Origin of the sequence: Streptomyces sp. MRC013 (genome assembly GCF_023614235.1) — a bacterium.
Taxonomy (GTDB): domain Bacteria; phylum Actinomycetota; class Actinomycetes; order Streptomycetales; family Streptomycetaceae; genus Streptomyces.
This window is the reverse complement of the sequence record NZ_CP094264.1, coordinates 3,852,254-3,866,099: the sequence shown is the minus strand read 5'-3', so window position 1 is coordinate 3,866,099 and position 13,846 is coordinate 3,852,254. Positions and strand designations below refer to the sequence as shown.

General features: G+C 75.4%; 9 protein-coding genes, 3 tRNA genes and 1 pseudogene. 6 read left to right on the top strand and 7 right to left on the bottom strand.

Translation table 11 applies throughout. From position 1 onward, the window contains the following. Positions 1-102: 102 nt before the first annotated feature. The 3 genes from LUW75_RS17560 to LUW75_RS17550 all read right to left on the bottom strand — a co-directional run bounded on the left by LUW75_RS17560 (position 103) and on the right by LUW75_RS17550 (position 517). Positions 103-179, bottom strand: a tRNA-Ile gene (locus LUW75_RS17560). A 187-nt stretch (positions 180-366) separates the two neighbouring features. Continuing rightward, positions 367-439, bottom strand: a tRNA-Asn gene (locus tag LUW75_RS17555). A gap of 5 nt (positions 440-444) precedes the next feature. Beyond that, a tRNA-Asn gene (locus LUW75_RS17550) sits at positions 445-517 on the bottom strand. A 181-nt stretch (positions 518-698) separates the two neighbouring features. On the opposite strand from LUW75_RS17550, the gene LUW75_RS17545 reads away from it, so the two are divergent. Genes LUW75_RS17545 through LUW75_RS17530 form a run of 4 tightly spaced genes read left to right on the top strand, consistent with a single transcriptional unit; the run spans position 699 to position 6,214 of the window. Further along, positions 699-998, top strand: a complete 300-nt coding sequence (locus LUW75_RS17545) for a YtxH domain-containing protein (RefSeq protein ID WP_250336461.1) — start codon at positions 699-701, stop codon at positions 996-998. 54 nt (positions 999-1,052) lie between these two features. Next, positions 1,053-2,492, top strand: a complete 1,440-nt coding sequence (locus tag LUW75_RS17540) for a xylulokinase (protein WP_250336460.1) — start codon at positions 1,053-1,055, stop codon at positions 2,490-2,492. Positions 2,493-2,549: 57 nt separating this feature from the next. After that, positions 2,550-4,283, top strand: a complete 1,734-nt coding sequence (locus LUW75_RS17535) for an ABC transporter ATP-binding protein (RefSeq protein WP_250336459.1) — start codon at positions 2,550-2,552, stop codon at positions 4,281-4,283. Next, on the top strand, positions 4,283-6,214 hold the full coding sequence (locus tag LUW75_RS17530; RefSeq protein WP_250336458.1) for an ABC transporter ATP-binding protein: 1,932 nt from the start codon (positions 4,283-4,285) through the stop codon (positions 6,212-6,214). Before LUW75_RS17535 ends, LUW75_RS17530 begins: the two co-directional genes overlap by 1 nt. 355 nt (positions 6,215-6,569) lie before the next feature. Here the strand turns inward: LUW75_RS17530 and LUW75_RS17525 are convergent, their stop codons facing one another. The 4 genes and pseudogenes from LUW75_RS17525 to LUW75_RS17510 all read right to left on the bottom strand — a co-directional run bounded on the left by LUW75_RS17525 (position 6,570) and on the right by LUW75_RS17510 (position 12,748). Then, the gene (locus LUW75_RS17525) at positions 6,570-7,631 is read right to left on the bottom strand and encodes an RNA polymerase sigma factor (protein WP_250336457.1); all 1,062 of its coding nucleotides are present in this window, start codon (positions 7,629-7,631) and stop codon (positions 6,570-6,572) included. A gap of 162 nt (positions 7,632-7,793) precedes the next feature. Beyond that, entirely contained in the window at positions 7,794-9,713 is a 1,920-nt protein-coding gene (gene dnaG, locus LUW75_RS17520; protein WP_250336456.1) for a DNA primase, read from the bottom strand. A gap of 9 nt (positions 9,714-9,722) precedes the next feature. After that, complete coding sequence (locus tag LUW75_RS17515; protein ID WP_250336455.1) at positions 9,723-11,054, bottom strand: NAD(P)/FAD-dependent oxidoreductase; 1,332 nt, start codon at positions 11,052-11,054, stop codon at positions 9,723-9,725. Between the two features lie 120 nt (positions 11,055-11,174). Continuing rightward, positions 11,175-12,748: pseudogene (locus LUW75_RS17510) on the bottom strand (deoxyguanosinetriphosphate triphosphohydrolase). A gap of 41 nt (positions 12,749-12,789) precedes the next feature. Here LUW75_RS17510 and cutA point away from each other — a divergent pair. Beyond that, complete coding sequence (cutA, locus tag LUW75_RS17505) at positions 12,790-13,110, top strand: divalent-cation tolerance protein CutA (RefSeq protein WP_250336454.1); 321 nt, start codon at positions 12,790-12,792, stop codon at positions 13,108-13,110. Then, entirely contained in the window at positions 13,107-13,544 is a 438-nt protein-coding gene (locus tag LUW75_RS17500; protein WP_250336453.1) for a gamma-glutamylcyclotransferase family protein, read from the top strand. The genes cutA and LUW75_RS17500 overlap by 4 nt, the downstream gene beginning before the upstream one ends. Positions 13,545-13,846: the final 302 nt, after the last annotated feature.

The following is a 13,846-nucleotide window of genomic DNA, read 5'->3' as shown; positions in this document are numbered from 1 at the left end:
ACACCTCAGACGGTATTTGTGAGCAGCGGATTCTCTCCGCTGGGGCCCAGTAGGTGACCCAGAGGCACCGAAGAGACGTTTCTGCAGGTTAGGGAACGTTATTGGTGGGGCGGGTGGGACTCGAACCCACGGCCGACGGATTATGAGTCCGCTGCTCTAACCGGCTGAGCTACCGCCCCGTGCGGCGCGTCGCGCACATTTGTGCGCGCCGTCTGCCGCAGCATAGCCGCTCATACGATCTCCTGCTCCGGGTGGTCGGTAACGCACGCCCCGGAGGACGACCACGGGTTCCGGAGGGGGCGGGAGACGGCCGGGAGCAGGCGGAAAACGCGAGAGAGGGCCCCGTCGGACCCTCTCTCGTCACCGCTCCCCCGGCTGGACTCGAACCAGCAACCCTCCGGTTAACAGCCGAATGCTCTGCCAATTGAGCTACAGGGGATCGCGCTCCCCCGACTGGACTCGAACCAGTAACCTGCCGGTTAACAGCCGGCTGCTCTGCCAATTGAGCTACAGGGGATTGCTGCGTCGCATCGAGCACACCCGCCCGGGGCCTCCCGGGCGGCGCTCGCTCGCTGCGACACATACATTAGCGCAAGCCGGGGGTGCTCCGCCAATCGGTACCACCCCGGACCCGGGTGTGACCTCCGCCCCCGCGGGCAGGCGGCCGGCACCGACGCCTACGGAGAAGGGTGACAGCCATGCGGTACAAGCTCACGTTCATCGTCGGAGCGGCCGTCGGGTACGTCCTGGGGACCCGGGCCGGGCGCGAACGGTACGAGCAGCTGCGGAGCTCCGCGAGGCGGCTCTGCGCCAACCCCGCCGTGCGCAACGCCGCGGAGTCGGCCGCGCAGACCGGCCGGCAGGTCGCCGGGCAGGCGTACCACGCGGTGAGCGGGAAGGTCGGGGACCGGATGCCGGAGTCGGTCGCCGAGCGGGTGCGCTCGCTGCGGGGGCGCGGCCGGTACGCCGGGGACGACTGGGGCACGACCAACACCTGATCCCGTCGCCTCCGGCCGGCCGGACACCGGGCGGAGTACGGCAGAATCTCCTTCATGGGGATAGTCGCCGGGTTGGACAGTTCGTCGGGTTTCACGCGCATCGTCGTCTGCGACGCGGACACGGGTGCCGTCCTGCGCCAGGGGTACGCCGCCCACCCCGTCGAACCGAAGGCCGCGGAGGTCGATCCGCAGGCCTGGCTGCTCTCGCTCGGGGAGGCCGCGGCGGGCGGGCTGCTGGAGGGCGTGCAGGCCATCGGCGTGTGCGCGCAGGCGCACGGCCTCGTCCCGCTCGACCAGCAGGGCGGCACCGTGCGCCCCGCGCTGGTCGGCAACGACAAGCGGGCGCAGGTCGCGGCCGCGGACCTGGTCGACGCGCTGGGCGGCCGGCAGGCGTGGGCGGAGGCGGTGGGCTGCGTACCGCAGTCGGCGCAGCCCGTCGCGAAGCTGCGTTGGCTGGCGCGGACCGAGCCGGAGGCGGCGCGGCGGGTGGCCGCCGTGCTCCAGCCGCAGGACTGGCTGGTGTGGCAGCTGCTGGGCCGGCCGGCGCGGCGGACCACGGACCGCGGCGGCGCGTCCGGTACGGGCTACTGGTCGGCGGCCGCGGGCGCGTACCGGCCGGACCTCGTCGAGCTGGCGCTCGGCCACCGGACGGCGCTGCCGGAGGTGCTGGGTCCGGCGGAGGCCGCCGGGGTGACGCCGGAGGGCCTGCTGATCTCGGCGGGCACCGGGGAGACGATGGCCGCCGCGCTGGGGCTCGGCCTCGGCTTCGGCGACGCCGTCGTGTCGCTCGGCGCGTCCGGGTCCGTGATGGCGGTGCACTCCGAGGCGCTGTCCGACCCGCAGGGCATGGTCACGGCGCTCGCCGACGCGGCGGGGACGCATCTGCCGGTGGTGCACACGTCGAACGCGGTGCGGGCGCTGCGCGGCACGGCGGAGATGCTGGGGGCGGAGAGCCTGGAGGAGCTGTCGGCGCTGGCGCTGAAGTCGACCCCCGGCGCGTCCGGGCTGGTGCTGCTCCCCTACCTGGAGGGCGAGCGGACGCCGCCGCTGCCGCACACGGCGGGCACGCTCAGCGGGCTGCGGCGCGAGTCGATGAAGCCGGAGCACCTGGCGCGGGCGGCGTTCGAGGGGATGCTGTGCGCGCTGGCCGACGCGATGGACGTGCTGCGGCGGCGGGGCGTGGCGGTGCGCCGGGTGTTCCTGCTGGGCGCCGCGGCGGAGCTGCCCGCGGTGCAGGCGGTGGCACCCGCGATCTTCGGCGCGCAGGTCGTCGTGCCCGAGCCGGCGGACTACACGGCGCTGGGGGCCGCGCGGCAGGCGGCGTGGGCGCTGGGGGTGGCGCACGGGACGCTGGCCCCGCAGGCGCCGCCGGCGTGGCGGGGCGCGGCGGCGCAGGTGTTCGAGCCGGGCGAGGAACTCGCGGTGGGCCAGGCGGTGCGCCAGCAGTACGGGGCGACGCGGGACCAACTGCACCCGGGGGCGTTCGGTCCGTAGCGGGAACCGCGGAAACCCGGTCGTGACGGGTGGGGTGCGGCAGCGATAGTGGGACCCGTGCTCAGACGACTACTCCGCACCCACCTGGTGCCGTACAAACGGGCCATAGCCCTCCTGGTGGCCCTCCAGCTCCTGCAGACGGGCGCCACCCTCTACCTCCCGACACTCAACGCCGACATCATCGACAAGGGCGTCGTGACCGGCGACACCGGCTACATCCTGCGGTACGGCGCCCTGATGACCGCCGTGTCCCTGCTACAGGTCGCGGGGAACGTCGGCGCGGTCTACTACGGGGCCCGGACGGCCTCGGCCGTGGGCCGGGACGTGCGGGCGGCCGTCTTCGACCGGGTCCAGTCGTTCTCCGCGCGGGAGCTGGGGCACTTCGGGGCCCCGTCGCTGCTCACCCGCACCACCAACGATGTCCAGCAGGTGCAGATGCTGGTGCTGATGGCGTTCACGCTGATGGTGTCGGCGCCGATCATGTGCGTGGGCGGGGTGGTGCTGGCGCTGGGGCAGGACGTGCCGCTGTCCGCGGTGCTGCTGGCCGTGGTGCCGGTGCTGGGCGTCGCCGTGTCGCTGATCGTGGCGCGGATGAGGCCGCTGTTCCGCACGATGCAGGAGCGGCTCGACACGGTGAACCGGGTGCTGCGCGAGCAGATCACCGGCAACCGCGTCATCCGGGCGTTCGTGCGGGACGCGTACGAGCGGGAGCGGTTCCGGGGCGCGAACACGGAGCTGACCGACGTGTCGACGGCTACGGGGCGGCTGATGGCGCTGATGTTCCCGACCGTGATGACGGTGGTGAACTTCTCCAGCGTGGCCGTGGTCTGGTTCGGCGCGCACCGGATCGACGACGGCGCGATGCGGATCGGCGCGCTGACGGCGTTCCTGGCGTACCTGATGCAGATCGTGATGGCCGTGATGATGGCCACCTTCATGTTCATGATGGTGCCGCGGGCCGAGGTGTGCGCCGAGCGCATCGAGGAGGTGCTGCGCACGGGGACCAGCGTGCGGCCGCCCGCGTCGCCGGTGCGGGAGCTGCCGCGCGGCGGGCGGCTGGAGATCCGCGGCGCCGACTTCCGCTACCCGGGCGCCGAGGAGCCGGTGCTGCGCGGTGTCGACCTGGTGGCCGGGCCGGGCGAGGTCACGGCGGTCATCGGGTCGACGGGCAGCGGCAAGTCCACGCTGCTGGGGCTCGTGCCGCGGCTGTTCGACGTGACGGACGGCCGGGTGCTGGTGAACGGCGCCGACGTGCGCGACCTGGACCCAGCGCTGATCGCCCGGACGGTGGGGCTCGTGCCGCAGCGGCCGTACCTCTTCTCGGGGACGGTCGCGACGAACCTCCGGTACGGGCGGCCGGACGCGACCGACGAGGAGCTGTGGCGGGCCCTGGAGACGGCCCAGGCCGCCGACTTCGTGCGGGAGCTGGAGGGCGGGCTGGACGCGCCGGTCTCCCAGGGCGGCACCAACGTGTCCGGCGGCCAGCGGCAGCGGCTGGCGATCGCCCGGACGCTGGTGCAGCGGCCGGAGATCTACCTCTTCGACGACTCGTTCTCGGCACTGGACTACAGCACCGACGCCCGGTTGCGGGCGGCGCTGGCGCGCGAGACCGCGGACGCGACCGTGGTGATCGTCGCGCAGCGGGTGTCGACGATCAGGGACGCCGACCGGATCGTGGTCCTCGACGGGGGCCGGGTCGTGGGCGCGGGGCGGCACCGCGAGCTGATGGCGGACAACGAGACGTACCGGGAGATCGTGCTCTCCCAGCTGACCGAGGCGGAGGCTGTCTGATGGCCGGTCCTGGCGGGATGATGCGGCCCGGCGGCGGTCCGGGCGACCGGTCCGCGGACTTCGGGGGTTCGCTCCGGCGGCTGCTGCGGCAGCTCTCCCGGGAGAGGGCCGCGCTGTGGGCGATGGTCGCGACCGGTGTGCTCAGCGTGGCGCTGTCGGTGGTCGGGCCGAAGATCCTCGGCCGTGCGACGGACCTGGTGTTCTCGGGGGTCGTCGGCCGCGGCATGGAGGAGGGCCGTACGAAGGGCGAGGTCGTCGCGGCCCTGCGGGAGGAGGGCGACGAGGGGCTCGCGGACATGCTGTCCGGCGTGGACTTCACGCCCGGCCGGGGCATCGACTTCGACGCGGTCGGGGACGTGCTGCTGCTCGCCCTGGCCGTGTACACGGCCGCCGGGCTGCTGATGCTCGTGTCGACCCGCATGTCGATCAGGGTGATCAACCGGACGGTCTACCGGCTGCGCGAAGACGTGCAGGCGAAGCTGGAGCGGCTGCCGCTGTCGTACTTCGACCGGGCGCAGCGCGGCGAGGTGCTGAGCCGGGCGACGAACGACGTCGACAACATCGGCCAGACCCTGCAGCAGTCCATGGGCCAGCTGATCAACTCGGTGCTCACGGTCCTGGGCGTCCTGGCGATGATGTTCTGGATCTCGCCGCTGCTGGCGCTGGTCGCGTTGGTGACCGTGCCCGTGGCGGTGGCGGTGGCGGCGCGGGTCGGCAAGCGGTCGCAGCCGCAGTTCGTCCGGCAGTGGAAGGCCACGGGCGGGCTGAACGCGCACGTCGAGGAGGCGTACTCGGGCCACGCGCTGGTGAAGGTGTTCGGCCGGCAGGAGGAGGCCTCGCGGGAGTTCCGCGCGCGGAACGACGAGCTGTACGAGGCCGGGTTCCGGGCGCAGTTCACCAGCGGGGTCATGCAGCCGCTGATGTTCTTCGTGTCGAACCTGAACTACGTCCTGGTGGCGGTCGTCGGCGGGCTGCGGGTGGCGTCCGGGGCGCTGTCGATCGGCGACGTGCAGGCGTTCATCCAGTACTCGCGGCAGTTCTCGATGCCGCTGACGCAGATCGCGTCGATGGCGAACCTGATGCAGTCCGGCGTGGCGTCCGCCGAGCGGGTCTTCGAGCTGCTGGACGCCGAGGAGCAGCCGGAGTCGCCGGCGCTGGAGCGGCCCGCCGAGGTCCGCGGCGCGGTGGCCCTGGAGAAGGTGTCGTTCCGCTACGAGCCCGGCAGGCCGCTCATCGAGGACCTGTCGCTGACGGTGGAGCCCGGCCAGACGGTCGCGATCGTCGGGCCGACGGGGGCCGGCAAGACCACGCTGGTCAACCTGCTGATGCGGTTCTACGAGGTGACGGGCGGCCGGATCGTCCTGGACGGCGTGGACGTGGCCCGGATGTCGCGGGAGGAGCTGCGCTCGTCGATCGGCATGGTCCTGCAGGACACCTGGCTGTTCGGCGGGACGATCGCGGAGAACATCGCGTACGGCGCCGCCGCCGGCCGCGAGGTGACGCGCGGGGAGATCGAGGCGGCGGCGCGGGCCGCGCACGCCGACCGGTTCGTCCGCACCCTGCCGGACGGGTACGACACGGTCGTCGACGAGGAGGGCGGCGGTGTCAGCGCGGGTGAGAAGCAGCTGATCACGATCGCCCGCGCGTTCCTGTCGGACCCGGCGGTCCTGATCCTCGACGAGGCGACGAGCTCGGTCGACACCCGTACGGAGGTGCTGATCCAGAAGGCGATGGCACGCCTCGCCCACGGGCGGACGACGTTCGTCATCGCGCACCGGTTGTCCACGATCCGCGACGCGGACGTGATCCTGGTGATGGAGAACGGCTCCCTCGTCGAGCAGGGCACGCACGACGAGCTGCTGGAGGCGCGGGGCGCGTACGCGCGCCTGTACGCGGCGCAGTTCGCCGAGGCGGTGGTCGAGGTCGACTGAGCGCGCGGCCGGCGCCGGGCGGGGCCGCGGAGGGGAGCGGCACGGCGGACGCGCCGGGGCCGGGCGCCGACGGCCCGCGGGAGGCCGCGGGGCCCGTCCCCGGTGCCGGGGCGGCGCCGGGGTGCGCGTCCGGGTCGGTACCGCGGTCCGGACCGGAGCCGGTGCCGGCCCCGCCGCGGCCTGCCGCCGGACCGGCACCACCCGCACGGCGGCGCGGCGGCGCGGCGGCGCGGCGGCGCGGCGGCGCGGCGGCGCGGCGGACCGGGACGGCCGGGACGGCCGGGACGGCCGGGACGGCCGGGACGGCCGGGACGGCCGGGACGGCCGGGACGGCCGGGACGGCCGGGAAAGCCGCTCAGTCGAGGTAGCCGCGCAGCTGGCCGGCGAACGCGTGGTCCCGCAGCTTGCCGAGGCTCTTGGCCTCGATCTGGCGGATGCGCTCGCGCGTCACGCCGAAGAGGCGCCCGATCTCCTCCAGGGTGCGGGGCCGCCCGTCGACCAGCCCGTAGCGGAGCTGGACGACCTCGCGCTCGCGCTCGCCGAGCGTGCACAGGACCGCCTCCAGGTGCTCGCGCAGCAGCAGGAAGGCGGCGGTCTCCACCGGGGACGCGGCGTCGCCGTCCTCGATGAGGTCCCCCAGGGCCGTGTCCTGCCCGCCCACCGGCGCGTGCAGGGAGACGGGCTCCTGGGCGAGCCGCAGCACCTCCCCGATCCGCTCGGGGGGCAGGTCCAGGTGGGCGGCGACCTCGTCGGCGGTGGGCTCCCGCCCGTGTTCTTGGAGGATCCGCCGCTGGGCCCGTACGACGCGGTTGATCAGCTCCACGACGTGCACGGGGACCCGGATGGTGCGGGCCTGGTCGGCGAGGGCCCGGGACATCGCCTGGCGTATCCACCAGGTCGCGTACGTGGAGAACTTGTAGCCGCGCGTGTGGTCGAACTTCTCGACGGCGCGGATCAGGCCGAGGTTGCCCTCCTGGACGAGGTCCAGCAGGGTCAGGCCGCGGCCGGCGTACCGCTTGGCGACGGAGACGACGAGCCGCAGGTTCGCCTCGATGAGCCGGCGCTTGGCCATCCGCCCCCGCACGACGAGGGTGTCGAGGTCGAGCGCGAGCCGGGAGTCCGGGTCGGGGGTGCGGGCGAGTTTCTCCTCCGCGAACAGCCCCGCCTCGACGCATCGGGCCAGCTCGACCTCCTCGGCGGCGCTGAGGAGCGGGATGCGGCCGATCTCCCTGAGGTACTGCCGGAGCAGGTCCGTCGACGGCGCCGCGGTCCGGTCCGCGGCCGGGTGCGCGGGCGGCCCGGCGAGCGGCTCCCGCGGGCCGGGCCCGCCCTCCGCGAGGGTCTCGGGGAGCGTCTCGGGGCGGTCCGGCGGGACGTCCCGCACGGGGGCGGCGTCGTTCAGGGTCCGGGTCTGCACGGGGCGACCTCCAGGTGATCGCTGCCTGTTCGGTCCGTCACCGCCTCCAGTGTGGGGTACACCACATCGTCGCCACGAGGGTCGTGCGCCTACTTTCTGCGACCGGTGCGTGACGGTGCGGCCACCGGCCGGTACGGCGGGCGGGCGCCGGGGCCGGGCGGCTCAGAGGGCGGCGGCGCCGCGGTCGCGGAGCGACTGGCCGTACTGCTGGAGGACCCACAGCTCGTTCTGGACGGCGGCGAGGCGCTCCGGGTCGCCGTGCGAGCCGAGACGGGTGAGGGTGCCCTGGACCTCGCGGACGCGGCGGTCCACGGCCCGGAGGCGGACCTGGACCAGCTGCTCCCCCGCGTACGCCTCGTCGACCGCGCGGGCGAGGACGGCCTCCACGGCCAGTTCGGTGACGAGCGCGCGGACCGTGTCGTCGGGGGCGGCCTCCCGGACCCGGGCGAGGTAGTCGGGGCCGTCGTGGACGCCCTGCGCGGCGCCGCCCGCCTCGGCGATGGTGCGGCGCACCTCGGCGTACGGCGGGGCGGTGAACTCGTCGGCGCCGTACGCGTCGAACGCCGGTGACACGAGCGCCGGGTACTGCAGGGCGAGTTTCAGCAGCTCGCGCTCGGTGCGGTGGGCGGGGCTGCGGAGATTGAGCGCCGGGCCGGTGAAGGCCGGCGGCTCCGGGCGCCGCGCGGCGGGTGCCGCGGACGGGCGGGGGCCCGCGCCGGAGCGGGGGCGGCCGTCGGGGGCGCCGCCGCGATCCCGGGCCCACCGGGCGAGCTGGGCGACGCGCCTGACGACGAACTGCGTGTCCAGGATGCCGAGCATCCCGGCCAGCTCCACGGCGACCTCGTGCTGCGAGGCGACGTTCTTGATGCGGGCCACGATCGGCGCGGCCTCGTCGAGGGCGGCGGCGCGGCCCGCCGGGGTCTCCAGGTCGTACCGGTTGACGATCTGCCGCAGCGCGAACTCGAACAGCGGGGTGCGCGGCTCGACCAGCTCCCGCACGGCCTCGTCCCCCTTCGCCAGGCGCAGCTCGCAGGGGTCCATGCCGTCCGGGGCGATCGCGATGTACGTCTCGGCGGCGAACTTCTGGTCGTCCTCGAAGGCCCGCAGCGCGGCCTTCTGGCCGGCCGCGTCGCCGTCGAAGGTGAAGATCACGCGGGCGGATCCGTTGTCCATCAGCAGCCGGCGGAGGATCTTGATGTGGTCGCCGCCGAAGGCGGTGCCGCAGGTCGCGATGGCGGTGGTGACACCGGCGAGGTGGCAGGCCATGACGTCGGTGTACCCCTCGACGACGACGGCGCGGCTGGCCTTGGCGATGTCCTTCTTGGCGAGGTCGATGCCGTAGAGGACCTGCGACTTGCGGTAGACCGGCGTCTCGGGCGTGTTGAGGTACTTGGGGCCGTTGTCGTCGTCGCGGAGCCGGCGGGCGCCGAAGCCGACCACGTCGCCGCCCACGTCGCGGATGGGCCACATCAGCCGTCCGCGGAAGCGGTCGACGGGGCCGCGGCGGCCGTCCTGGGACAGCCCGGAGAGGATCAGCTCCTTGTCGGAGAAGCCCCTGCCGCGCAGGTGGCGCGTGAGGTGGTCCCAGCCGGCCGGGCTGTAGCCGACGCCGAAGTGGCGGGCGGCGGCCTGGTCGAAGCCGCGTTCGGCGAGGAACCTGCGCCCGACCTCCGCCTCGGCGCCGTCGAGCTGCTCGGCGTAGTACTGCGCCGCCGCCTTGTGCGCCTCGATCAGGCGGATGCGCTCGCCGCGCTGGTGGGCGGGGTGGTAACCGCCCTCCTCGTAGCGGAGGGTGATGCCGGCGCGGGCGGCGAGCCGCTCCACCGTCTCCGAGAAGGAGAGGTGGTCGATCTTCATCACGAAGGCGATGGTGTCCCCGCCCTCCTGGCAGCCGAAGCAGTGGAAGAGCCCCTTGGCGGGGCTGACCTGGAAGGAGGGGGACTTCTCGTCGTGGAAGGGGCACAGCCCCTTGAGGTTGCCGCCGCCGGCGTTGCGCAGCTGGAGGTACTCGGACACGACGGCGTCGATCGGGACGGCGTCCCGCACCGCCTTCACGTCGTCATCGTTGATCCTGCCGGCCACGCGGGGATTCTACGGGGGTCCGGCGGCTCCCGGCGGGGCGGTCCGCGGGCCCCGGGGCGGCCCGGACCGCCCCGTCGGCAGGGACTCCAGCGGGGCCGACGGGTCCGCCAGGGCCTCCGCGTCGACGGCGGCGCCCCTCGCGCCGGCGCGGACCAGGTCCCGGACCGGTCCCGCGGCGCCCCGCACGCCCACGCTCATCCCGGCCAGGACCCGCCCGTCCCCCAGCCAGAACGCGAGGAACCGGCGCCTCCCGACGTCGCCGCGCAGCACCACCTGGTCGTACGAGCCGGGCGGCGCCCAGCCGGAGTGCTCCAGGCCGAGGCCGTACTGGTCGGAGGAGAAGGACGGCAGCCGGTCGTAGGACACGTCGCGGCCGAGCATGGCGAGGGCGGCGGCCGGGCCGCCGTGGAGGGCGTTGTCCCAGTGCTCCACGCGCAGCCGCAGGCCGAGCAGCGGGTGGCGCACGGCCGCCGCGTCCCCGGCGGCGTGGATGCGCGGGTCGGAGGTGCGCAGCGACGCGTCGACGGCGACGCCCCCGCCGTGGGCGCGGTCGGCGAGGGCGAGCCCGGCGGCCTCGGCGAGCGCGGTGCGGGGCACCGCCCCGACCGCGATGAGCACGGCGTGCGCCGGGTGCTCCTCGCCGTCGCCGGTGCGGGCGGCGAGGACCGCGCCGTCCTGGCCGGTGATCCCGGTGAGCCCGGTGCCGAACCGGAAGCGGACGCCGTGCTCGGCGTGCAGCTCGGCGAGGATCTGGCCCACCTCGGGGCCGACCGCCCGGTGGAGCGGGGTGGCGGCCGGTTCGACGACGGTGACCTCGGCGCCGTAGCCGCGGGCGACGGCGGCGACCTCCAGGCCGGTCCAGCCGGCGCCGGCGACGACCAGGTGGCCGTTGTCGCGGCCGAGTGCGGCGAGGGTGCCGCGGAGGCGGTCGGCGTCGTGGAGGCTGCGCAGGTGGTGGACGCCGTCGAGGTCGGTGCCGGGGACGTCCGGGCGGCGCGGTTCGGCGCCGGTGGCGAGGAGCAGCCTGTCGTAGGGGAGGACGGTGCCGTCGTCGAGGCGGACCGTCCGGCGGTCGCGGTCGACGGCGGTGGCGGGCCGGCCGAGGTGGAGTTCGACGCCGGACCGGGCGTACCAGGCGGGTTCGTGGACGAAGACGCCGTCGCGTCCCTCCTCGCCGGAGAGGTAGCCCTTGGACAGCGGCGGACGCCGGTAGGGGCGGTCGGGTTCGTCGCCGACGAGGATCACCCGGCCGGAGAACCCCTCGGCGCGCAGGGTCTCCGCCGCCTTGGCCCCGGCCACTCCCCCGCCCACGATGACGAAGGTCTCGTCCGCGTCGATCACCTGCCGCCTCCCGCCCGGAACGCACGGTCCGTCCCCGTCCACGCTACGCCGCGCGCCGCCGTCCGGCCCGGGCCGCGGCGGGCCGGTGGCCCCCGCGCCGCGCGGGACGCGGCGCGGGGGCTACCGGGTGCGGGGCGCGGTGAGGCTCGCGTGGAGGGCGCGGGCGGTGGCGTCGGTGAAGGAGGCGATCTGGTCGACGACGACCCGCCGGCGGGCCCGGTCGTCGGGCGCGGCGTCGAACAGGGCGCGGAACTGCGGGTCGAGTCCGTCGGGGGCGCGCCGCACGAGCGCGTCGGCCAGTTCGGTGATGACGACGCGCTGGTCGGCGCGGAGGGCCTCCTGCTCGGCGCGCTGCATCACGTACCGGTGGGCTACGGCCTTGAGGACGGCGCACTCGTTGCGGGTCTCGCGGGGGACGACGAGCCGGGCGCCGTACCGGGTCAGGCGGCCGGAGCCGTACGCCCGGCGGGTGGCGCCCTCGGCGGCGAGGCAGAAGCGGCCGATGAGCTGGCTGGTGGCGTCCTTGAGGCGGGCCTGGGCGAGGGCGGTGCCGTCGTAGTCGCGCGGCCACCACTCCTGGCCGACGAGCCGGTCGAGGGCGTCGGCGAGTTCCTGCGGGTCGGTGTCGGCGGGGACGTAGCGGCCGACGGCGACGCGCCAGACGTCGGCGCGCTCGGGTCCGGAGAGGAGGAGGGCGGGGTCGACGTGGCCGGCGTGGAGGCCGTCCTCGAAGTCGTGCACCGAGTAGGCGACGTCGTCGGACCAGTCCATGACCTGGGCCTCGAAGCAGGTGCGTCCGGCGGGGGCGCCCTGCCGGACCCAGGTGAAGACGGGCAGGTCGTCCTCGTACACCCCGAACTTCGGAGAGTGCGGGTCGGTGGGGTGGGCGCCGCGCGGCCAGGGGTACTTGGCGGCGGCGTCGAGGGCCGCGCGGGTGAGGTTGAGGCCGACGCTGACGAGGTCGCCGGTGCCGGGGTCGGGGAAGAACCGCTTGGGCTCGATGCGGGTGAGGATGCGCAGCGACTGGGCGTTGCCCTCGAAGCCGCCGCAGTCCTCGGCGAACTCGTTGAGGGCCCGCTCGCCGTTGTGCCCGAAGGGCGGGTGGCCCATGTCGTGGGAGAGGCAGGCGGCTTCGACGAGGTCGGGGTCGCAACCGAGCGCGGCACCCAGTTCGCGGCCGACCTGGGCGCATTCGAGGGGTGGGTGAGCCGGGTGCGGGGGCTGGCGTCCCAGGCGGGCAGGGGGGCGCCCGCCGCTCCGGTGGGGCCGGTGCCCGCGGGGACCGTGCCGGGGGTGACGACCTGGGTCTTGCCGGCGAGGCGCCGCAGGGCGGAGGAGTGCAGGACGCGTGCCCGGTCGCGCTGGAAGGCGGTGCGGCCGGGGCGCTTGTCGGGCTCGGCGGCCCGCCGCTCGGTGGCCGCCGCGTCGTACGCGCTGTCCCGGGGGTCGTGCCGTCCGTGCCGTCCATGAGGTGAAGGTAACCGCCGGGGACGGTGGTAAGCCTGCGGCGGGGCGGACGGAGGATGCGCGCGGGACCGGGGGCCGTCGCGGCGGCCTCCCCGGCCCCGCGCCGCCCGGAGCGGCCGCGCGCCCCGGGCGGCCGCTCCGGGTGGCCGGAGTGCCGCTCGCCGCGTGCCCCTCGGCGTCCGCCCGGTCCGCCCCGGCGGGGTCCCCGCGCCGGGCGCGGGTGCCATCCTGGTGGCGACGGCGGTGTCCCACCCGGAGGTGCGCGAGCGTGACCCAGGTTCTGACCGTACTGACCACCACCGACGACGAGGCGAAGGCCGAGGCGCTGGCGCGGAGCGCGGTGGAGGCGCGCCTCGCCGCGTGCGCGCAGGTCTCCGGTCCGGTGACCTCGGTCTACCGCTGGGAGGGCGCCGTCGAGACCGCGCGGGAGTGGCGGGTGCGGTTCAAGACGGCCGCCGCGCGGTACGACGCGCTGGAGGAGCACATCCGCCGCCACCACGACTACGACACGCCGGAGGTCGTCGCCGTGCCCGTGGTGCGGGGCGACGGCGACTACCTGGCGTGGGTGGAGCGGGAGACGGCCGGATGACCGCCGGCGAGCTGCCGTTCTTCGTGTACGGGACGCTGCGGCCCGGCGAGCGCAACCACGCCCTGTTCCTCGGCGGCAGGACGGCCGCGGAGGAACCGGCGCGGCTGCCGGGCGCCGCCCTGCACGACGGGCCGGGCTACCCGTACGCGGTGCGCGGCGGCGACGGCGAGGTCGCCGGGGAGCTGGTGCGCGCCGCGCCCGGCGCGTACGGCGGGTTGCTCTCCGCACTGGACGGGCTGGAGGAGTACCACGGCCCCGGGCACCCGCTGAACCTGTACGAGCGGCGGCGCTGCGACGTGGTGCGGCTGCGGGACGGGGTCCTGGTGCCGGCGTGGGTGTACGTGGCCGCGGCGCGCGCCGTGCCGGGGCAGCGGATACCGGGCGGCGACTGGTTCGGCCGCCGGCCGCCCCGGCGCGTGCCGCACGTCCGCTGAACGCGGGGCCCGGGGGCCGGCCCGGCGGGCGCGGACGGCCCCGGCGGACGCCTCCGGGCGCGGGGCAGCCGTCCCCGGGCGGGGCGCAGGTCCGGACGCGACTCAGGCCCGCGACTCGGCCGGCCCGGGCGCGGCACAGGCCCGAGGCTCGGCGCAGACCCGGACGGGGCACGGGCCCGGACGGGGCTCAGCCCACCGACGCGAGGGCCTCGGCGACGCCGGTCTCCCGCCGGCCGAGGAACACGGGGTGGCGGCGTCCGGGGTGGTGTCCATGCGCCGGGGCCCCGCGCCCCCACCGGGGT

Excerpts from the sequence above, each read along its gene's own strand:
- LUW75_RS17545 (WP_250336461.1), top strand. The coding sequence starts at position 699 with ATGCGGTACAAGCTCACGTTCATCGTCGGAGCGGCCGTCGGGTACGTC.
- LUW75_RS17540 (WP_250336460.1), top strand. The coding sequence starts at position 1,053 with ATGGGGATAGTCGCCGGGTTGGACAGTTCGTCGGGTTTCACGCGCATC.
- LUW75_RS17530 (WP_250336458.1), top strand. The coding sequence starts at position 4,283 with ATGGCCGGTCCTGGCGGGATGATGCGGCCCGGCGGCGGTCCGGGCGAC.
- LUW75_RS17500 (WP_250336453.1), top strand. The coding sequence starts at position 13,107 with ATGACCGCCGGCGAGCTGCCGTTCTTCGTGTACGGGACGCTGCGGCCC.